This window comes from Streptomyces sp. NPDC001443, from assembly GCF_053597355.1.
On the sequence record NZ_JBSFIA010000004.1, the window covers coordinates 183,023 to 202,174 of the forward strand.

The window sequence follows — 19,152 nt, forward strand, 5'->3', positions numbered from 1 at the left end:
CCGTGGCTGTTCCGAAGCGGAAGATGTCGCGCAGCAACACGCGCCACCGCCGGTCGCAGTGGAAGGCTGCGGTCCCCACCCTGGTTGCGTGCGAGCGCTGCCACGAGCCCAAGCAGCAGCACATCGCGTGCCCGTCTTGCGGCACCTACAACAAGCGCCAGGTCCTCGAGGTCTGAGCGGCTGGTGAGAGGTCTGATGTCTGACGCCAAGAAGCACTCCCTCCGCGCAGGCGGAGGTGGTCCGGCGGACACAGCGGCCTCGTCCCACACGCTGTTGGAAGGGCGGCTCGGGTACAAACTCGAGTCCGCCCTTCTGGTGCGTGCGCTGACCCACCGCTCGTACGCGTACGAGAACGGCGGTCTGCCGACGAACGAGCGGCTGGAGTTCCTCGGGGACTCGGTGCTCGGTCTCGTCGTCACCGACACGCTGTACAACACCCACCCCGACCTGCCCGAAGGCCAGCTGGCCAAGCTGCGGGCCGCGGTGGTCAACTCGCGCGCACTGGCGGAGGTCGGCCGTGGCCTCGACCTGGGTTCCTTCATCCGGCTCGGCCGTGGTGAAGAGGGCACGGGCGGCCGGGACAAGGCCTCCATCCTCGCCGACACGCTGGAAGCGGTGATCGGCGCGGTCTATCTCGATCAGGGCCTCGACGCGGCCTCCGAACTGGTGCACCGCCTGTTCGACCCGCTGATCGAGAAGTCCTCGAACCTCGGTGCCGGCCTGGACTGGAAGACCAGCCTGCAGGAGCTCACCGCGACCGAAGGACTCGGCGTGCCCGAGTACCTGGTCACGGAGACCGGCCCCGACCACGAGAAGACCTTCACTGCTGCCGCCCGCGTCGGAGGCGTCTCGTACGGCACCGGCACCGGCCGCAGCAAGAAGGAGGCGGAGCAGCAGGCCGCCGAGTCCGCCTGGCGGTCCATCCGGGCCGCGGCGGACGAGCGAGCCAAGCAGGCGGCCGCGGAAGCCACCGCGATCGTCGAAGCCGGCCCCGAGTCGGCATCCGCCTGACCGAACAGCGCGACCGAGCGCCCGTCCCTGCCGGGGCGGGCGCTCGGTCCATCCACCGGTTGTCACGGGGGTCCCATGCCCGAGTTGCCCGAGGTCGAGGTCGTACGGCGCGGCCTGGAGCGGTGGGTCGCCCACCGCACGGTCGCCGACGCCGAGGTGCTGCACCCCCGCGCGGTCCGCCGTCACCCGGCCGGTGCCGACGACTTCACCCACCGCCTCAAGGGCCACCGGATCGGTGTGCCCAGCCGCCGCGGCAAGTACCTCTGGCTGCCGCTGGAGGACACCGACCAGGCAGTGCTGGCCCACCTCGGCATGAGCGGTCAGCTCCTGGTCCAGCCGCACGAGGCGCCGGACGAGAAGCACCTGCGCATCCGGGTCCGCTTCACCGACGTCCAGGGCACCGAACTGCGCTTCGTCGACCAGCGCACCTTCGGCGGTCTGTCGCTGCACGACACCACGCCCGACGGGCTGCCCGACGTCATCGCGCACATCGCCCGCGACCCCCTCGATCCGCTGTTCGACGACGAGGCCTTCCACCAGGCCCTGCGCCGCAAGCGCACCACCATCAAACGGGCCCTGCTCGACCAGTCGCTGATCAGCGGCGTCGGCAACATCTACGCCGACGAGGCGCTGTGGCGCGCCCGCATCCACTACGAGCGTCCCACCGCTGGCTTCACCCGCCCGCGCACCGCCGAACTCCTGGGTCACGTCAGGGACGTGATGAACTCCGCGCTCGCGGTCGGCGGCACCAGCTTCGACAGCCTGTACGTCAACGTCAACGGGGAGTCGGGCTACTTCGACCGGTCGCTGGACGCGTACGGCCGCGAGGGCCTGCCCTGCCGACGGTGCGGCACGCCGATGCGCCGCCGCCCCTGGATGAACCGCTCCAGCTACTTCTGCCCGACGTGTCAGCGGGCGCCGCGCGTCTCGTCGTAGCGCTCCCGCGCCGCCAGTACGTCGTCCATGCCGCCCTCCAGGACCCGGATGAGCGCCAGCAGCCGCTGGGCGACCTCGTGGCCCAGCGGCGTCAGCTCGTAGTCCACCCGCGGCGGGTTGGTCGGCTGTGCCTCGCGCAGCACCAGGCCGTCGCGCTCCAGCGCGTGCAGCGTCTGGGAGAGCATCTTCTCGCTCACGCCGTCCACCCGGCGGCGCAGCTCGTTGAACCGCAGCGAGCCCTCGCTCAGCGCGCCGAGCGTGAGCCCGCCCCAGCGTCCCGTGACGTGTTCCAGCGTGCCGCGCGAGGGGCACGCCTTGGCGAACACGTCATACGGGAGGTGCAGGTCCTCCGCGCTCTCCTGCGTGCTGGTCATATCCGAAGCTTACGCGGGCTCAGCGCTGACGAACAGATCGCACTAACCCCTGGTTAGTGCGTTCCTTTTTCAGTGCTCGTGAGCTGAGCTGCCGCTCCACCGGGCATCCCTATGTCTTTCCAGGGGTACGCCACATGACCACGCCCGTTGTCTCCATCGCCTACCACTCCGGCTACGGCCACACGGCCCTCCTCGCCGAGGCCGTCCGGGCCGGGGCCGCCGGGGCCGGCGCCGAGGTGTACCTGATCAAGGTCGACGAGATCACCGACGCGCAGTGGGAGGCGCTCGACGGCTCCGACGCGATCGTGTTCGGCTCGCCGACCTGCATGGGCACCACGGCCTCCGAGTACGACCTCAACCGCCTCGGCGTCTTCGCGGGCGCCGCCGCCCAGACGAACGTCGACGAGGGCCCGGAAGCCGTGCACAAGGCCGACCTCGCGACCGCGGAACACCTGGGCCGCCGGGTCGCCGAAACCGCCCGGACCTTCCTCCAGGGCCGCGCGGCCGCCTGACCGGGGACGGGACCGCGGTCGCGGTCCCGCGGGAATGCGCTGATCCTGTCAGGAGAGCGTGGCCGACGCGCACAGGCGGTGCGCGTCGGTGACCGCGCTGTACAGGAAGGCAGCGGCATGACAGCGACGCCGAACACGACACGGCCGGGGCGCGGGGAATCCGACATCAGCGGTGTGTCCCTGTTTGCCGGGGCCGTGCTGACGCTCAGCGGACCGCTCAGCATTCTCATGGGTGCGTCCGCCATCGCCCAGGACACCCTGTTCTCCGCGTCCCGGTACGCCTACCGGTTCGATCTGACCACGTGGGGCTGGATCCACGTCGTGGTCGGAGTGGCGCTCCTCGTCGCGGGCCTGGGAGTGCTGATGAACCAGAGCTGGGGCCGCGGCGCGGGCGTGGCGGTGGCGGGCATCAGCCTGGTCACCCAGTTCATGTTCGTTCCGTACTACCCGCTGTGGGCCATGCTCGTGATGGTCCTCGACCTCTTGATCATGTTCGCCCTGGCGAGATTTCCGGTCGAAGCCGACCGCTGACCTTCGACTGTCTCAGTAGCCGAAGAAGTGAAGGGCCGGGTCTCTGACCTGCGGCCGTGTGAACGATCAACGCTGCGACCTGCGGCTTAGCTGTCGGTGGTTGTCGGCGTTGGTCATCGTTGAGCACCCCCGCACGGCCCAGAGACGGCCCCTGCCCTCGACTGGCCCCGATATGTCGATCATTCGGATCAGCGTTCCGAGTCTTCCGGTGATCGGGCGCGCAGGAGGCGCTGGGCGGCCTGGAAGGCTTTTGCTTTCAGGTCGTCCAGTGAGATATCCCAGCTCTCGTTCCAGTCCTCTAGATCGCTCGCGCACAAGGCGATCGGCCGCAGCTCCTCGGGGTAGGGCCAACGGAGATCAAGCTCGGTTAGCATCTCTAGCCAGATCTGATCGGCACCAGTGGCGGGATCGAGCGAGCCGTCGACTATCTCCTCCGCCAACCAGTAGATCAGGGCCCAAGAAGCGGCAGTCGGGTCTGCGGGAGTCTCGAAGTGCAGACCCAGCTCTTCTAGGACCTGATCGAACAGATCCGACGCTTCGGGCTCCTCGCGCCGTCCCAGTCCGGCCAGGAGCGCTATCGACTGGGTGTCGACACCAGCAAGAAGTGCGTCAAGCCCCGCTTGGATGAGCCGGTCAGAGCCGACGTGACGGCCCAATGCCCGTTCCTGAGCCACTCGTCGTAGTTGTCGCAGCGCTTCCTCTTCGGTCATGTTCGTGCGCCCCCACCAGTAAGGATGTGAGTCGGCATCGTGCCACGGTCACGTTTCCCGGGCACCTCGATTCAGGACCGGCCGTGGTCGCGCTTGCTGACGGCGGCGGTGAGGTCGGCGGAATCTCAATGACCGAGTCAAGCCGACGGGCGCCGGCCGATGGTGTGGACGGCGCCCGTACTAGGCCAAGGCTTTGAGGTCTGGCCTCATCTTTATCAGGTCCATCACAGGGAACCGTCGATGTCGGTCAACCGGGTCTGTTCCTCGGGTGATCGTCCACTAAGGTTCGGCGCCGGTCGCTACTGTTCGCGCCTGTTGGTGTCAACCGCTGGTGTCAACCGCCGCTCGCGAGGATGTCGCAGTCCTACAGGCTCTTTGGCTCTTCGGTTGCTGCGGCAGCGATCAATGCTACGAGGTTGTCGGTCCAGCAGTCAGACTCTTTCGTCGCGACTTCGATGCCGCAGCCGATACAGACGAGGTTGGGGCCGTCCTGGCCAGCGGGACCGCAGCAACCACCGAGGCGCCGAGGATCGGGATGGAACGCTGTCCCAGGAACGTCGTCCGGGTGCAAGATCAGGAGGCTGGCATCGAAATTGATCTTGAAGGTTCCTGGGCTCATCCGCGGCGGAGCGACCTCGTTGCCAGGCGGTTGCTCGGGACCTCGGAGAGGTTCCCCCGGTATCACCTCGCTGGTCAGAGGTTGCTGGCAGTTCACACAGCGAAAGATGGTCATACGGCTATCCTCCTCGCCCAGGTGCCCGCTGAGATGAACTGGCCGGTCAACGGTCAATGCTCAACCACATCCACAACTTCGCCCACCACTCACCCCAGCTCCCATCCCGTCTGCCGTCGACCCACACACCGTGGAGCGGGCGTGGTTCAGGGCGTCAAGGTGGAGCGCCCTGCCGGACGAACGACCTTGACGCCCTGGGCCGCGACTGCTCGGCTCTGCCTGGGTCGACGGCAGACGGGATGGGAGCACCCCGCGCACGCCACACTCGGCCGGCGCTCGCGAACGGCGCCCCCGCCATCTCGGAGCCTGAGCGCCCCCGCCGGAGGCATGCTTGGACCGTTGCCGCGTTCCTGCGGTGCTCGACTCATGGCCAACGGCCCTATCCACATGTGGGCGCGCGTCGGCGCAGCGCGGGCGGAGCGGGCCGGAGGCAGGAGCGGCGCCCGCAGCGGAGCCGGGAAGCGCGCCCGGCGGAGCGGAGCGCAGCCGGGGCTTGATGAGGTAGAGAAATCTGTAACAAGATCGGCTAGCCGATGGCGCTTCGCTCGGCCAATCCGCGCAGGGACTCAGGAACACGGGGCTCGGAGAGCTGCACCAAGTCGCGGATGATCTCGCGCGCCAAGTGGTGATCGTGGATCTGCTCGGGCGCCAAAGCCTCGGACTCCAAGAGCGCGGCTGTGGCCTCACCGACGTGTCGCCGCTGCGCGTGCGCTCGCGCCACGTCAAGAAGGAAACGTGACTGCCGCTCGGGAGAGAGACCTGATGCGTCAACCTGATGCGCCACGTCCAGGGCAAGCCCCGCGTCTCCCAACTCGACTGCCGTGCTCACCGCGTGAATCTCGACGTTCGTCGGCCCGAACTCAGTGTCGAAGTCGTTGCGGTCCTCCCCCAATCGCGCCGCGATCGCTCGTGCTCGGTCGATGTGCTGATGGGTCCCTCCCCGGTTGCCCTCCCGCGCGTTGATCACGGCGAGAACCAGGTTCATGGCGCCCAGGAGCGATAGCTCTTCCGGTGGGCACGCGGGGGCCTCCGCCCTGGGCTCCATGACAGTCACGGCAGATTTGGCCGCTTGCTCAGCCTGCTCCATGTGCTGCTGCCGCATGAAGGCGTGCGCCATGCGGAACAGGCTCGCAACGACCTCAAGGGGTTGCCCCGCAAGCTCAGCTGCCTGTAGCGCACGATCCGCAGCGACCCATGCCGCGTCGGCCTGGTCCTGCCTGGTGAAGCTGGCCGCTGCCACTTGGTACGCCCTCGCGCGAAGGGCATGAAGTTCGCCGCGATCGCTGGCCGGCGCGTGGCGTACCGCCGTCTCGATGCTCGGGAGCAACCGGGCAAGGTGATCGCTCAGCGCTGCGTAGCTCGATGCGTGCGCAAGGGTCCATGCTTCGTCGACCAGCCGTCGGAAGTCGGCGAGAGTGGGGATCGGCCCAGTCGGCGCCTGAGCAAAGAGGCTACCCAAAGCCGGGTGCCCCGTAAGGGCTACGCGGAGTCCGTCAAGATCGTTGTTTTGGGAGGTCCCCTCCACCGCGGCATCCTCGACCGGTGCAGCGTCTGAACGCAGCTCTCGCACGGGCACGTTTAGTGCATCGGCGAGAGCTTGAAGGATCGACAGCCGCTCAACGGGCTGCACGCCTCTTTCGACCTGCGAAACCCAGCTCTCGGAGCGCGTCATGGCGGTCGCAAGGTCGCTCTGCGACATACCCGCGGCGCGGCGAAGTTCCTTGACCCGCTGGCCTAGTGCCTTGGTGTCGGAGCCTGTCACGCCTCGGCTCCAGTGGGGTACTTGCCGGCATACGGCTCAAGCCGGTCGACCTCGGTCTTCTCGACGTACTTGGTGCGCTCCGCGAGGAAGTGCCGTGTGTGCGGCTGACGCTCGTGCTCCTCGAACGCGGCGCGATCCGCGTACAGCTCGAAGAAGACCCGCTCATTCGGCGCGCCTTCGACCTGGTGGCAGGCGTACACCAGCGTTCCGGGCTCGTGAGCCTGGATTCCCGCTGCGGTCTCCCGGATCAGCGCGTCGAACGCCTCGCCTGCACCCTCACGAAGAGTGAAGCGAACAAACAGCCCAAAGTTTGCCATTTCTCCTCCTTCTCGTCGCACTCAGTCTCGCAGAGGAGCACTTCTACTGCTAGTCGCAGCTTTTCTGTTGACTCGCAGTTTTTCTGCGAGTAGCTTCGATGGTGTCAGGACACAAAGGCGCCCCGGGCTACGTGCCACCCGCCAAGATCACAACGAAGCCCGGGGCTGATCCCACTAGGGGAGACTCCATAATGCCGTCCTTCAAGATCGACGTTTCGACCGCCGTGGTGTTCGTGGCGACCGCGCCGGAACCGAAGATGGCCAACAAGAAGACTGGAGAGCGGGCCGTGGACCGGGAGACCGGTGCCAGCCTCTCGACCGTGGGCCTGCTGGTCTCGGACGAGGGGGAGGGGAACCTGTACCAGGTGACGATCCCGGAGACGGGGTTCCCGGAGGGGCTGGCGCCGGGGATGCCGGTGAAGGTCATCGGGCTCAAGGCGCGTGACTGGGAGAACGAGTTCAACGGACAGAAGCGGCACGGGATCAGCTTCCGTGCGGTCGCGATCACGCCGGCGGCCTGATCATGGGCGACCTGGTGACGTACGTGGAGACGGCCGGTGTCTTAGCGGGCGCCGGTGGTCTCGGCTACGCGAAGTACCGTGCGCCGCGCGTGTACTGGTCGCTGGTCGGGATGCCGGCCACCTGGGCGCGGTTCACCCTCTCGTACCGCTCGACGATGGACGTGTGCGGGCTGACGGTACAGCCGTCCGGCCTGCGGGCGTTCATGACCCGCAACGTCGCCCGGCGTGAGGTGCAGCCGGTGCCGCCGAAGATCCGCCGAATACGGGGCACCTCGACCGGCCTGCGGGTCACCCTCCGCCTTCCCGCCGGCCTGGAGCCCGCGGACGTGGTCGCCTCCTCGGAACGCCTGCGCCACGCCTGGGGCGTCCACTCGGTGACGGTTGTCGAGACCAAGCCGGGGTTCGTCGAGCTGCGGATGACCGGCTACGACGTGCTGCGCCGGGTGCGGATGCCGCGCAAGGCCCGCCCGCACGGCATGACCGTGCCGGTCGCACTGCGGGAGGACGGGACCGCCTTCGAGCGGGACTACCGTAAGGCGCCCATGGCGCTCACGCTGGGTGCGAACTCCTCCGGCAAGTCGATGTACCAGCGCAACCTCATCAAGGGCCTGGCGCAACTGCCGGTGGCTCTGGCCGGCATCGACTGCAAGCGCGGCGTCGAACAGAACCGCTACGCGCCCCGCCTGTCGGCCCTGGTCACCACTCCTGACGACGCGGCATCGCTGCTGGATGTGCTGGTGGCGGAGATGGAGACCCGCTTCGACCTGCTGAGCCTGCACGGTGTCTCGGACCTGTGGGAACTGCCCGGCAAGATCCGCCCGGTCCCGATCGTCGTCCTGGTCGACGAGGTGGCCGAACTGTTCCTGATCTCCGCCCGGGAGGACGAGGAACGCCGCACGAGGATCGTCACGGCGCTGATCCGGCTGGCACAGATGGCCCGTGCGGTGGGGATCTACCTGGAGATCTGCGGGCAGCGCTTCGGCTCCGATCTCGGCAAGGGCGCCACGATGCTGCGGGCCCAGCTCTCCGGCCGTGTAGTGCACCGCGTCAACGACAAACAGACCGCTGAGATGGGCCTCGCCGACGTCGCCCCGGACGCGGTCGCGGTCGCCAGCCTGATCCCGATGGAACGCCCCGGCACCGCGGTGGCGGCGGACTCCTCCGGCGGCTGGTCGAAAATCCGCACCCCGGAGATCTCCCGTGACGAGGTGATCGCCACCTGCCGGGAGTTCGCCCACCTGGTCCCGGACCTGCCGTTCCTGGAGCCGTTCCGCCCGGCCGCGGCAAGCGAGCCGGCCGAGGGTCCCGCGCTGGTGCTCCCGGAGCCGGTCACCGAGTAATCCGCCTGCTTCACCCCGGTCGGCGCGACCGCATCGCGCCAGGTCCCTACCCGCTCCATGCCTGAAGAGGGGAGAAAGACCGCTCATGTACGCGCCTGAGGACGATTACCGCCGCACCGTCGCTCTGCTCAGCGACCTGGCCCTGTACGCCAACACCATCGGTGCTGACCTGCACTTCGTCGATGTGGCCGGCATCGCGCTCGCGGCGTCCCTGCCGGAGATGCCGCCCGGCATGATCCCGCCCGGCTACGACCCCGACCAGGGGCCGCAGTACCCCGGGACGGGGTGGTGACCATGCCGGCCGCGACTGCCAAGGAGCCTGTCCGCCCTGCGCCCTGCCCGGTCTGCAAGGGCACCGGAGAAGTTGCCCGCACCGTCCGCGTCGGCCGCAACCGCCGCACCGTCGGCCAGCAGACGGGCCTGTGCCTGAACTGCCTCGGCAGCGGCAACGCCCCCGACTGAAGCCCGCCGGGTCCGGGCGGCTGGAGATCGCATTCCCCGCCCGCTCCCGGCCCGACACCCCTCTGCGAAGGGAGGTGGTGCACATGTCCCGCTCGATCCGCCCCGACCCGGTGCTCATCCAAGCTGCGATCGCCGGCGCGCTGTCCTTCGCCCACCTGCACGACCTGGCGGAAGCGGCCGGGCAGAGCGGCTGGAAAGCCTGGGCCTACCCCGTCTCGGTTGACCTGCTGCTCGTCGCCGCATGGCGCCGACTGCGCACGGCCCGGCGAGATGGTGCCGCCTGGACCTGGTTCGTGATCGCGCTGTTCGCCTCGCTCGGCGCGAACGTCGCCACCGCGGGCCTGCTCGACCTGCATGACGTGCCCGCCTGGCTGTGCATCCTCGTCGCCGGCTGGCCCGCCCTCGCCTTCCTCGGCGGAACCCTCCTGGTCCACTCGCCTACTACCAGCCCGCTCCCACAGCCTGTGGACACCCCGGTCGCCGTGCCGGAAGTCGAGATCCACCGCACCGACAATCCCGCCCCGGTACCGGCTCCCGCGACACCGGAACTCGCCCCGGCCCCGGCCCCGGCCAAGCCTGCGCCCGCGGCTCCCGTGGTCCCGGCCGCTCTGCTGGACCACGCCCGAAAGATCGCCGACGCGCACCAGGCTTCGACCGGATCCCCGATGCCTGCCGACGCGCTGTCCGCCCGGCTCGGCCTGCCCGCACCGATGACCGACGCCATCACCGCCGAACTCCAACTCATCTGACACCCAAGGAGGTTCACACCATGCGCCCGTCCATCGAATCCGCCCTGAAGCGCTCGGCGGAACTGACCCGCAACAACCGGCTCGTCGAAGCCGTCGCCGTCGCCGAAGCCGCGATCAACCGGGCCACCGACGACGAACACCCCGAGATCCAACAGTGGCTCACCGACCACACGGACGACTTCATCGGACGAAAGGACTGACCGTGAGCGTCCACCGCCGCTTCCGCGACCGGATCCGCATCGGGCCCGTACAGGTCGCCACGTACTTCGACGGCCGCGGCCGCGACATGCACACCGCCGCCTGCACCGCCCCCGGCTGCGGCTTCTCCGCCGACTACCACGACCGGTCCGCCGCCGAACTCGCCGCCCGCACCCACCGCTGCAAAGCCTGACAGGAGACCCGCGATGGACGTCCCGCTCTGGCTCGCCCTGCTCGCCGTCGGCTTCCTCGGCATCAAGCTCGTCCGCCCGCCCTGGTGGCTGGTGGCCGTGCTCCTCCTCGGCGGCTACCTCGTCGCCGACAGCGTCATCGGCCCCGCCATCGGCGCGGTCGTCAAGTAACCCACCCGAAAGGAGAAAGCCCGTGTTCACCCCGAAGTACCCGCCCCAGGACACCGCACCCGCCCCGGCGACCGCGGCCCCCACGGCACCCGCCCCGGTACCTGTCCAGCCCTCGGCCCCGGCCTCGGTCCCGGCCGCCCCGGTGTCGAACCGGCCGGCCGTGCAGCTCACCCCGGGCACCGCGCTCGCCCTCGTCGGTGGCGGTACCGCCGTCGTCCTCGTGGTCGGAGCGGTGCTGGTCTCCATGCTCCTCGCCGTCGCCATCACCGCCACCTCGGTGGCCGTGTGCGCGGTGGTCCTTCGCTCGCTCCTCAACCAGGAAAGGAAGCACTGACATGGGCCTCTTCAGCCGCAAGAGCAGCACCCCGGAGCCCGCCCGCGACGACCGCATGGCCGAACTGGGTCGTGACTACGCCATCGCCAAGCGCCACCGCGACACGAAGGCCATGAACCGGATCATGCGTGAGATCGGCACCGACAAGGACGTCACCGACCTGAGCGACTTCCGCGCCGGCCAGGAGTCCTACGACGCCATCCCGCCCATCCCCCGCGGACGCAACCGCCGCAAGTAACGCCCGCCCGGGGCGGCCTCTACCGCCAAGTATCCGCCGCCCCGGACGGCTCCACCTTCCTGATCCAACGGACCCGAAAGGGAAGCCCCATCATGCCCCAGCACGCCCCGAACACGCCCGTCTGCCGCGACTGCGACGGCCACGCGACTGCCGCCATCACCACCGGCACCCGCAACCGCGACGGCTCCCGCACCACCCTCCGCGTCACCTGCCGGGCCTGCCACGGCACCGGCACCGCCCGCCGCACCCCCGACTTCGTCCGGGCCGGGAGGTGACCGGCATGGGAGACCTGACCCCGAGCAAGGACCGCCCTGGCCTGCACGTCAGTGCCGAGCCGATCTACCGCAAGCACGACGACCCCGCCCGCTGGTGGAACGCCACCGCGTCCACGCCGACCGGCTCCTACACCTGCGGCACCTGCGGCGAGTCCGACACCGCCCGAGGCATCGACAAGGTCCACGCCCTGGTCGATGACTACACCAACAACCACGGCCCCGCCCACCGAGGGGGACGCCGATGACCAACCCCGCCACCGCGGCGGGCCTGGACCCGGCCACCCTCACCGACGTGCTGAGGCTGGCCGGGTCCACCGGCTTCGACCGCATCCAGGACCAGATCCGCCGCACCGGCGGCTGCTCCGACCCCATCCACCTGCAAGGCGCCACCGTCACCCGCGACCGCGCCACCGGACACGTCCTGCACCACTACTCGACCGACACCGAACCCGGCGGCCGGTTACGCATCGCCTGCGGCAACCGCCGCGCCTCCCGCTGCCCGTCCTGCGCCTGGACCTACGCAGGCGACACCTACCACCTCATCCGCGCCGGACTCGTCGGCGACCCCGACAAAGGCACCCCGGCAACGATCCGCGACCACCCGCGGGTCTTCGCCACCCTCACCGCACCCTCGTTCGGACCCGTCCACAACCGGCTCGGTACGCGGCCCTGCCGCTGCGGCACCCGCCACAGTGAGGACGCGCCCGAACTCGGCACCCCGCTCGACCCCGACACCTACGACTACGCGGGCGCTGTGCTGTGGAACAACCACGCCTCAGACCTGTGGCGCTACTTCACGATCTACCTGCGCCGCGAGATCGCCCGCCGCGCCGGCCTCACCCAGAGAGAAGCCCACGCGCAGTCCCGCGTCGCCTTCGGCAAGGTCGCCGAATACCAGAAACGCGGCGCCGTGCACTTCCATGCCGTGATCCGCTTCGACGGTCCCGGAGGGCCCGACTCGCCGCCGCCGGCCTGGGCCACTCTCGACCTGCTCACCGACGCCATCCATGCGGCTGCCGCGCGTGTCGTGGTCGACGTCGCCCCGGCCGGAGACGAGCCGGCCCGCACGCTGCGCTGGGGCACACAGCTCGACGTCCAGCCGATCGGCGCCTTCGGCCACGGCGAAGACATCACCGAACAGGCCGTGGCTTCCTACGTCGCCAAGTACGCCACCAAGGCAGCCGAGACCACCGGCACCGTCGACCGCCGCATCGGCAACGTCGAAGTGCTCGCCCTCCTCGACGTCCCCGACCACCCGGCCCGGCTCATCACCGCCTGCCTCGACCTGCACCCGCTCTACCCCGACCGGAAGTTGCGGGACTGGGCTCACATGCTCGGCTTCCGCGGCCACTTCTCCACCAAGTCCCGCCGCTACTCCACCACCCTCGGCGCCCTGCGGCAGACCCGCGCCGACTACCGCGCCACCCAGCAACGCGCCGCCCTCGGCTTGCCCGACCCCGACGACCCGGAGGCAACCACCCTGACCCTCGCCCACTGGACCTACGCCGGCCACGGCCACACACCCGGTGAATCCTGGCTCGCCGCCAACATCCGCCGCGACATCCAGCACAACCGCGAAACCGCCCGCGAAGAACTACCCGCCCTGGTGGCTGACGAAGGGGAGTGCTGACCATGACCTCAGAGCTGCCGAACAGGTTCTTGACCCCTGAGGACCTGGTCGAGATGTTCGAACTGCCCAGCGTCGAAACGGTGTACCAGTGGCGACGTAAGCGCACCGGCCCCCGCGGTTTCAGGGTCGGCCGGCACCTCCGCTTCGACCCGAGCGACGTGCGGGCCTGGGTGGACTCCCAGTTCGGGGAGGCTGCCTGATGGCCGGCCACATTCAAGACCGCTGGTACAAGACCGAGACCGGCTCGGACGGAAAGACCAGCAGGGTCAAGACCGACCGGCACGGCATCGGCCTCCGTTACCGTGCCCGGTACATCGGCCCTGACGGCTCCGAGAAGTCCAAGAGCTTCCCCGACCGCAAGAAGCGCGACGCCGAACGCTGGCTGGCCAACATCGAAGCCGACATGTCGCGCGGTGACTACGTCGCCCCTGATGCAGGCAAGGTGACGTTTGAGCAGTACACGACGCAGTGGATGACCACTCAGATTACTGACCCGCTCACCCGAGAGTCGGTGGAGAGCCGCTTAAAGCTCCATGCGATCCCGCATCTGGGCACGCGACCGATGGGGTCGTTCACTCCGTCGCACCTGAGGGCCTGGTTGCGAGCGCTGGAGGACCGGGGACTCTCCGCCGGCTACCGCCGCGGCATCTTCGCTCACGTCTCCACGGTGTTCACCGCCGCAGTCGAGGACCGGGTGATCAGGGAGAACCCGTGCCGTGCTCGGTCCGTCAAGGCACCTCGGCTTGAACCTCGCAAGGTGAAGCCGTGGCCTGCCGAACGCCTGATGGCGGTTCGCTCGGGGCTCCCGAAGCGCTACGCCGCTCTCGTCAACCTTGCTGCCGGCTGCGGGCTGAGGCAGGGAGAGACGTTCGGCCTGGCGGTGGAAGACGTGGACTTCGCCAACGGGACGCTGCACGTCGTGCGGCAAGTCAAGCTGTTGCAACAGCACCGGCCGGTCTTCGCTCCGCCTAAAGGCGGCAAGGAACGGGACGTGCCGTTGCCTGCCTCGGTGGCTCGCGCGCTGACCGAGCATGTGAAGCGCTACCCGGCGGTACGGATCACTCTGCCGTGGAAGACCCTCGACGGTCCGCCTGTGACGGCGTCCCTGTTCTTTACGGGCCCCGCGGGACTGCCGCTCGACCGTAACCGCTTCAACGACCGAGTATGGCGGCCGGCGCTCCGGGCGGCCGAGGTCGAGACCGGGCGGGACAACGGGATGCACGCGCTGAGGCACTTCTACGCCTCGGTGCTCTTGGACGCGGGGGAGAGCATCAAGGCACTCAGTGAGTACCTCGGTCACCACGATCCCGGGTTCACGCTGCGGACGTACACCCACCTGATGCCGTCCAGCGGAACCCGCACTCGGGCCGCCGTGGACCGCGTCTTCTCGGAGGAACCTCTGGCTGACGGCCCCGAGACGGCCCCAGACGGTTTCTAGGGCTCTGACCTGCGGTTATCTCAGTAGCCGAAGTCCTGGGTCCACCAAGGGCCGCCCTCGCCGAAGTGCACTCCCACGCCCAGCGTGTTGAAGTCGCAGTTCAGGATGTTGGCCCGGTGGCCGGGGCTGTTCATCCAGGCTTCCATGACGGCCTCGGCGTCCGCCTGGCCCCGCGCGATGTTCTCGCCGCCGAGGTTGCTGATGCCCGCCTTCTCCGCCCGGTCCCATGGCGTGGCGCCGTCCGGGTCGGTGTGGTCGAAGAAGTCGCGCTGGGCCATGTCCTCGCTGAAAGCCTCGGCCAGCTTCGTCAGATCGCCGCTCGCCGTCACGGCGCTGCAGCCGACCTTCGCCCGCTCCTCGTTGACGAGCTTCAGCACCTCCGCCTCGGCCTGTGCCTCGGCGGAGACCGTCACCGCGGAGCTGGACTCCTTCGGCGCCTTGGTGGCCGTCGTCGGTTCCTGCGACGGGGTGGTCTCGGCGGTGCCGGGGTCCGCCGTCGGCGCCTTCGAGGGCGTGGTGCTCGGCGTCGCGCTGGGCTTCGGGGTGGCCGGTGCCGTCGGGGCGGACGCCGACGGCGCGCTCGCCCGCTGGGAGTCGCGGCTGGCCGCCGTGGAGTCGTCGCGGTCGGCCGCGGCGCCGGACGTGCCGCCCTGCTCCGTCGCGGAGTTGGACGGGGAGCCGGCGGCCTGCACGTTGTCGCTGCCGCTGGTGCCGCCGCCGAGCCGGTAGTTCTCCAGGCCGGGCACCACACCGGTGGCGACCGCGACGGTGCCCAGGGCCACCGCGGCCGAGACGCCGAGCAGCCCGCTGCGCACCGGGGTCGCGGCGCGCTTCTTGCGGCGGCGCCCCGAGCGTCGTACGCCTTCGTCGGGCGTGAAGCCGTCGGACAGGAAGCTGCGGGTGAAGGCGGCGTCGCGGGGGAAGCGGGGGTCGCGGACCTGGCGGCCTTCGGGGGCGGGGCGCTCCTCGTGGACGGGACGCTCGTCGCGGACGGGGCGGACGGGGCGGTTCTCGTGGACCGGGCGGCTGTCGTGGGTGACGCGGTCGTCCAGCACGGGGTGGCTGTACGTGCTTCCGTACATGTTTCCGTGCCCGTACTCGGGCCCATACCCGCTTCCGTACCCGTACCCGTACCCGTACTCGTGCCCGTACCCGTCAGAGGTGACCGACGGGAACGTCATGGTTTCGCCGGGCCACGCGCCGCCGTCCTGCGGCGCGTAGGGATGGGCATCGCCGTGTGCGGTGGTCCCGGTGTGGGCGACGGGGTTCAGATAGGGCGCCGTGCCCATCGCGGTCGGGGCGTCGCCGTAGGAGTCGTACGAGCTGTAGGAGTCGTACGAGCCGTACGAGTGGTGCGAGCCGTACGAGTCGTGCGGGTCGCGGCCGAGGTAGGGCGCGGTGCCCATGGTCGTCGGGGCGTCGCCGTACGAGTCCTGCGGGCCGCGGTCGCCCCAGCCGGCTATGGAGGGGTCGTGCGCCTCCATGACCTCCGCGGCGTGGCCCGTGGCGGAGCGTCCGTGGCGTCCCATGTCCTTGCCTTCCTCGTCCTTGCTCGTCCACCTGGTCGACCCGAGCCTGTCCCGAGTCCAGGCGGCCGACCTGGCGGTTTCCCGCATGTCCTGGACGGCCCGACTCACTCCAACGAGTGAGTTTCATATGAGATTCATTGGGTGGGGACGGTACCGCATGACGCACGGGGAGGAAGTGCCCCCAGGGACATTGGCCGGTTAGGTTGCAGTCATGAGCGAGGATGTGCGGCTGGTCGCCTGGGTGCGTGGGCGGGTACAAGGTGTGGGTTTCCGATGGTTCACCCGGGCCAAGGCCCTTGAGATCGGCGGCCTGAGTGGCTTTGCTCTCAATTTGGGCGACGGACGGGTGCAGGTCGTCGCGGAAGGGTCGCGTCCGGGGTGCGAGGGACTCCTCGACTGGCTCCGGGGAGACGACACGCCCGGGAACGTCACCGGTGTCACCGAGATGTGGGACACACCCCGCGGCGGCTACGACGGCTTCGCCATCCGCTGACTCCGCTCGGCACGGAAGCCCAGGTGGAAGCGGAGTGATATGCCACGGGCACCTGCCCGAAGCAGAAAGCTCCTGGTGGTTGCCAAGAACGGCTTGTGGTGGCAGGCTCCGCACGTAAGGATGATCGCCACGCCCCGAGGGCCCCGCAGGAGTCGCAGCACGGCCGTTTCCAGGCCGCCTGCCGCCGGGATGCCCGCCAATACGGGGCGTGATCGTGTTGACCGTCAAACTTTTTGGTGAGACGCTGAAAGCCCCGCGCACCTTAGCTGTTTGGCATGGATGAACGGCAGCACCAACTCAAGAGTGCCAAGCACCGCGGGTGCGAATCCCTCACGACCCACACCGCTTCGGTCGGTCACTCAGTGTGGAGGACCATCCATCATGGCAAAGGCGCTTCTCGGTTACGTCGGCGGCTCCGACCCTCGACTCCTCGCCGAGATGCGACGGCTCCAGCAGCGCGTACAGGACCTGGAATCCGAGCTCGGACGGATCCAGGCCGAGAACGAGGCGCTGACGGCTGCCGCTTCTCACGACAGGATCATGGAGAGCATCGACGCACACCAGGCGGAGCCTGCGCTCACCTGATCGCTGCACTGCTCCACAAAAGCGCACGCAGTGGTTGGGCTGCCCGTATCAACCGCTAAGTTGTCAGAGTTTGCAAGGGACGCTTCGGCGTCCCTTCTTTCTTTCCCCCGGTCCCCGTATGCCCCCGCATCCTTGCCCCCGCGCATCCTTTCACCGTCTTTAACGTCTGGTGTGCCCTGCACGTTCATGGGTGAAACCGCGGGTTCATGGAGTGAGACATCACCGGAAGGTAGAGTCCAGCGGCGTGCACCTCAAGGCGCTGACCCTCCGCGGCTTCAAGTCGTTCGCCTCGGCGACCACGCTCCGGTTCGAGCCGGGCATCACGTGCGTCGTGGGGCCGAACGGCTCGGGAAAGTCCAATGTCGTGGACGCGCTGAGCTGGGTCATGGGCGAGCAGGGCGCCAAGTCGCTGCGCGGCGGCAAGATGGAGGACGTCATCTTCGCCGGCACCACCGGCCGCCCGCCGCTTGGCCGTGCCGAGGTGTCCCTGACCATCGACAACTCCGACGGCGCGCTGCCCATCGAGTACGCCGAGGTCACCATCACGCGGATCATGTTCCGCAACGGGGGCAGCGAGTACCAGATCAACGGCGACACCTGCCGTCTCCTGGACATCCAGGACCTGCTGTCCGACTCCGGCATCGGCCGTGAGATGCACGTCATCGTCGGCCAGGGCCAGCTCGACTCCGTCCTGCACGCCGACCCCATGGGCCGCCGGGCCTTCATCGAGGAGGCCGCGGGCGTCCTCAAGCACCGCAAGCGCAAGGAGAAGGCGCTGCGGAAACTGGACGCGATGCAGGCCAACCTCGCGCGCGTGCAGGACCTGACGGACGAACTGCGCAGACAGCTCAAGCCCCTGGGCCGGCAGGCCGCGGTCGCGCGCCGGGCCGCGGTGATCCAGGCGGACCTGCGCGACGCGCGCCTTCGGCTGCTGGCCGACGATCTCGTACGGATGCGTGAGGCGCTCGACGCCGAGGTCGCCGACGAGGCCGCGCTGAAGGAACGCAAGGAGGCCGCCGACCAGGAACTGAAGAAGGCGCTCCAGCGCGAGGCCCTGCTGGAGGACGAGGTACGACGGCTCTCGCCGCGGCTCCAGCGCGCGCAGCAGACCTGGTACGAACTCTCCCAGCTCGCCGAGCGGGTACGCGGCACCGTCTCCCTGGCCGACGCGCGCGTGAAGAGCGCGACCTCCGCGCCCCCGGACGAACGGCGCGGCCGAGACCCCGAGGACATGGAGCGCGAGGCCGCCCGGATCCGTGAGCAGGAGGCCGAGCTGGAGGCCTTCCTGGAGGCGGCGCAGCACGCCCTGGACGACACCGTGGCCCACCGCGCGGAACTGGAACGCGAACTCGCGGTCGAGGAACGGCGCCTGAAGGACGTCGCGCGTGCCATCGCGGACCGCAGGGAGGGGCTGGCCCGGCTGAACGGCCAGGTCAACGCGGCCCGTTCGCGTGCCGCCTCGGCCCAGGCCGAGATCGACCGGCTCGCCGCGGCGCGGGACGAGGCGCAGGAACGGGCCGTCACCGCGCAGGAGGAGTACGAGGCGCTCAAGGCCGAGGTGGACGGGCTCGACGCCGACGACGCCGAACTCGCAGGTCGGCACGACGCGGCGAAGAAGCAGCTCGCGGGGGCCGAGGCCGCCCTGACCGAGGCCCGCGAGGCGGCCGGCGCGGCGGAGCGCAGCCGGGCCGCGACCCGGGCCCGCCACGAGGCCCTCGCCCTGGGGCTGCGCCGCAAGGACGGCACCGGCGCGCTGCTGGGGGCGAAGGACCGGCTGACCGGCCTGCTGGGCCCGGCCGCCGAACTGCTGACGGTCGCCCCGGGACACGAGGTCGCGCTCGCCGCCGCCCTCGGGGCCGCCGCCGACGCCCTCGCAGCGAGCGGCCCCGCCGCGGCCGCCGACGCCATCCGCCTGCTGCGCGAGCAGGACGCGGGACGGGCCGCACTGCTGCTCGGCGGCGCCCCCGACGACGTACCAGCGCCTCACGACGACGTACCGGCACTTCACGGCGAGGGACCAGCGCCTCACGACGACGTACCGGCACTTCACGGCGAGGGACCAGCGCCTCACGACGACGTACCGGCACTTCACGGCGAGGGACCAGCGCCTCA

At 69.5% G+C, this 19,152-nt stretch carries 29 protein-coding genes; 23 read left to right on the plus strand and 6 right to left on the minus strand.

The features are described 5' to 3' along the window. Window positions 1–2 precede the first annotated feature (2 nt). From rpmF to mutM, 3 genes are all read left to right on the plus strand, one after another. On the plus strand, window positions 3–176 hold the full coding sequence (rpmF, locus tag ACWC24_RS07475) for a 50S ribosomal protein L32 (RefSeq protein WP_003951102.1): 174 nt from the start codon (window positions 3–5) through the stop codon (window positions 174–176). Between the two features lie 19 nt (window positions 177–195). Continuing rightward, window positions 196–1,011, plus strand: a complete 816-nt coding sequence (rnc, locus tag ACWC24_RS07480) for a ribonuclease III (protein WP_450661873.1) — start codon at window positions 196–198, stop codon at window positions 1,009–1,011. A gap of 75 nt (window positions 1,012–1,086) precedes the next feature. Then, window positions 1,087–1,947, plus strand: coding sequence for a bifunctional DNA-formamidopyrimidine glycosylase/DNA-(apurinic or apyrimidinic site) lyase (gene mutM, locus ACWC24_RS07485; RefSeq protein ID WP_450661874.1), 861 nt, complete (start codon window positions 1,087–1,089; stop codon window positions 1,945–1,947). Here mutM and ACWC24_RS07490 read toward each other — a convergent pair. Next, entirely contained in the window at window positions 1,920–2,321 is a 402-nt protein-coding gene (locus tag ACWC24_RS07490; RefSeq protein ID WP_450661875.1) for a winged helix-turn-helix transcriptional regulator, read from the minus strand. The two genes, mutM and ACWC24_RS07490, sit on opposite strands and share 28 nt — an antisense overlap. Before the next feature lie 134 nt (window positions 2,322–2,455). Here ACWC24_RS07490 and ACWC24_RS07495 point away from each other — a divergent pair, with 134 nt between their 5' ends. Both ACWC24_RS07495 and ACWC24_RS07500 read left to right on the plus strand, forming a co-directional pair. After that, complete coding sequence (locus ACWC24_RS07495; protein WP_450661876.1) at window positions 2,456–2,833, plus strand: flavodoxin domain-containing protein; 378 nt, start codon at window positions 2,456–2,458, stop codon at window positions 2,831–2,833. A 117-nt stretch (window positions 2,834–2,950) separates the two neighbouring features. Beyond that, window positions 2,951–3,364 carry a DUF7144 family membrane protein gene (locus tag ACWC24_RS07500; RefSeq protein ID WP_450661877.1) on the plus strand — a complete coding sequence of 138 codons (414 nt, stop codon included), beginning with the start codon at window positions 2,951–2,953 and terminating at the stop codon, window positions 3,362–3,364. Between the two features lie 188 nt (window positions 3,365–3,552). Here the strand turns inward: ACWC24_RS07500 and ACWC24_RS07505 are convergent, their stop codons facing one another. From ACWC24_RS07505 to ACWC24_RS07520, 4 genes are all read right to left on the minus strand, one after another. Then, window positions 3,553–4,074: a hypothetical protein gene (locus ACWC24_RS07505; RefSeq protein ID WP_450661878.1), complete on the minus strand. Its 522-nt coding sequence runs from the start codon at window positions 4,072–4,074 to the stop codon at window positions 3,553–3,555. Window positions 4,075–4,438: 364 nt separating this feature from the next. Further along, window positions 4,439–4,807, minus strand: a complete 369-nt coding sequence (locus ACWC24_RS07510; RefSeq protein ID WP_450661879.1) for a hypothetical protein — start codon at window positions 4,805–4,807, stop codon at window positions 4,439–4,441. A gap of 526 nt (window positions 4,808–5,333) precedes the next feature. Beyond that, window positions 5,334–6,569 (minus strand): helix-turn-helix domain-containing protein, encoded by a 1,236-nt coding sequence (locus ACWC24_RS07515; RefSeq protein WP_450661880.1) that lies wholly within the window; start codon window positions 6,567–6,569, stop codon window positions 5,334–5,336. After that, window positions 6,566–6,886 (minus strand): putative quinol monooxygenase, encoded by a 321-nt coding sequence (locus ACWC24_RS07520; protein ID WP_450661881.1) that lies wholly within the window; start codon window positions 6,884–6,886, stop codon window positions 6,566–6,568. Before ACWC24_RS07520 ends, ACWC24_RS07515 begins: the two co-directional genes overlap by 4 nt. Window positions 6,887–7,077: 191 nt before the next feature. On the opposite strand from ACWC24_RS07520, the gene ACWC24_RS07525 reads away from it, so the two are divergent. From ACWC24_RS07525 to ACWC24_RS07595, 15 genes are all read left to right on the plus strand, one after another. Next, a complete protein-coding gene (locus tag ACWC24_RS07525) occupies window positions 7,078–7,407 on the plus strand; it encodes an SCO3933 family regulatory protein (RefSeq protein WP_450661882.1) in 330 nt (109 codons plus the stop codon). A 2-nt stretch (window positions 7,408–7,409) separates the two neighbouring features. Continuing rightward, window positions 7,410–8,747: an FtsK/SpoIIIE domain-containing protein gene (locus ACWC24_RS07530; RefSeq protein ID WP_450661883.1), complete on the plus strand. Its 1,338-nt coding sequence runs from the start codon at window positions 7,410–7,412 to the stop codon at window positions 8,745–8,747. Between the two features lie 85 nt (window positions 8,748–8,832). After that, entirely contained in the window at window positions 8,833–9,039 is a 207-nt protein-coding gene (locus tag ACWC24_RS07535; RefSeq protein WP_450661884.1) for a hypothetical protein, read from the plus strand. Window positions 9,040–9,041: 2 nt separating this feature from the next. Next, window positions 9,042–9,209, plus strand: a complete 168-nt coding sequence (locus ACWC24_RS07540) for a hypothetical protein (protein ID WP_450661885.1) — start codon at window positions 9,042–9,044, stop codon at window positions 9,207–9,209. A gap of 83 nt (window positions 9,210–9,292) precedes the next feature. Continuing rightward, on the plus strand, window positions 9,293–9,958 hold the full coding sequence (locus ACWC24_RS07545) for a DUF2637 domain-containing protein (protein ID WP_450661886.1): 666 nt from the start codon (window positions 9,293–9,295) through the stop codon (window positions 9,956–9,958). Window positions 9,959–9,978: 20 nt separating this feature from the next. Further along, a complete protein-coding gene (locus ACWC24_RS07550) occupies window positions 9,979–10,158 on the plus strand; it encodes a hypothetical protein (RefSeq protein WP_450661887.1) in 180 nt (59 codons plus the stop codon). Between the two features lie 2 nt (window positions 10,159–10,160). Further along, complete coding sequence (locus tag ACWC24_RS07555; protein ID WP_450661888.1) at window positions 10,161–10,349, plus strand: mobile element transfer protein; 189 nt, start codon at window positions 10,161–10,163, stop codon at window positions 10,347–10,349. Between the two features lie 13 nt (window positions 10,350–10,362). Next, complete coding sequence (locus tag ACWC24_RS07560) at window positions 10,363–10,518, plus strand: hypothetical protein (protein ID WP_450661889.1); 156 nt, start codon at window positions 10,363–10,365, stop codon at window positions 10,516–10,518. A 22-nt stretch (window positions 10,519–10,540) separates the two neighbouring features. Then, on the plus strand, window positions 10,541–10,852 hold the full coding sequence (locus ACWC24_RS07565) for a SpdD protein (protein ID WP_450661890.1): 312 nt from the start codon (window positions 10,541–10,543) through the stop codon (window positions 10,850–10,852). A 1-nt stretch (window position 10,853) separates the two neighbouring features. After that, window positions 10,854–11,090 (plus strand): hypothetical protein, encoded by a 237-nt coding sequence (locus ACWC24_RS07570; RefSeq protein WP_450661891.1) that lies wholly within the window; start codon window positions 10,854–10,856, stop codon window positions 11,088–11,090. Between the two features lie 92 nt (window positions 11,091–11,182). Continuing rightward, window positions 11,183–11,365 carry a hypothetical protein gene (locus tag ACWC24_RS07575; RefSeq protein ID WP_450661892.1) on the plus strand — a complete coding sequence of 61 codons (183 nt, stop codon included), beginning with the start codon at window positions 11,183–11,185 and terminating at the stop codon, window positions 11,363–11,365. A gap of 5 nt (window positions 11,366–11,370) precedes the next feature. Then, entirely contained in the window at window positions 11,371–11,610 is a 240-nt protein-coding gene (locus ACWC24_RS07580; protein ID WP_450661893.1) for a hypothetical protein, read from the plus strand. Further along, entirely contained in the window at window positions 11,607–12,995 is a 1,389-nt protein-coding gene (repSA, locus tag ACWC24_RS07585; RefSeq protein WP_450661894.1) for a replication initiator protein RepSA, read from the plus strand. Before ACWC24_RS07580 ends, repSA begins: the two co-directional genes overlap by 4 nt. A 2-nt stretch (window positions 12,996–12,997) precedes the next feature. Continuing rightward, window positions 12,998–13,195 (plus strand): helix-turn-helix transcriptional regulator, encoded by a 198-nt coding sequence (locus tag ACWC24_RS07590; protein WP_450661895.1) that lies wholly within the window; start codon window positions 12,998–13,000, stop codon window positions 13,193–13,195. Further along, window positions 13,195–14,433, plus strand: a complete 1,239-nt coding sequence (locus tag ACWC24_RS07595; RefSeq protein WP_450661896.1) for a tyrosine-type recombinase/integrase — start codon at window positions 13,195–13,197, stop codon at window positions 14,431–14,433. Before ACWC24_RS07590 ends, ACWC24_RS07595 begins: the two co-directional genes overlap by 1 nt. Before the next feature lie 20 nt (window positions 14,434–14,453). On the opposite strand, the gene ACWC24_RS07600 is transcribed toward ACWC24_RS07595, so the two are convergent. After that, window positions 14,454–15,515: a CAP domain-containing protein gene (locus ACWC24_RS07600; RefSeq protein WP_450661981.1), complete on the minus strand. Its 1,062-nt coding sequence runs from the start codon at window positions 15,513–15,515 to the stop codon at window positions 14,454–14,456. 658 nt (window positions 15,516–16,173) lie between these two features. Here ACWC24_RS07600 and ACWC24_RS07605 point away from each other — a divergent pair. The 3 genes from ACWC24_RS07605 to ACWC24_RS07615 form a co-directional block, all read left to right on the plus strand. Further along, window positions 16,174–16,455: an acylphosphatase gene (locus ACWC24_RS07605; protein WP_450661897.1), complete on the plus strand. Its 282-nt coding sequence runs from the start codon at window positions 16,174–16,176 to the stop codon at window positions 16,453–16,455. 381 nt (window positions 16,456–16,836) lie between these two features. Then, window positions 16,837–17,040, plus strand: coding sequence for a hypothetical protein (locus ACWC24_RS07610; protein ID WP_020942469.1), 204 nt, complete (start codon window positions 16,837–16,839; stop codon window positions 17,038–17,040). 244 nt (window positions 17,041–17,284) lie between these two features. Beyond that, on the plus strand, window positions 17,285–19,152 hold a 1,868-nt coding region (locus ACWC24_RS07615), incomplete at its 3' end, for a chromosome segregation SMC family protein (RefSeq protein WP_450661898.1).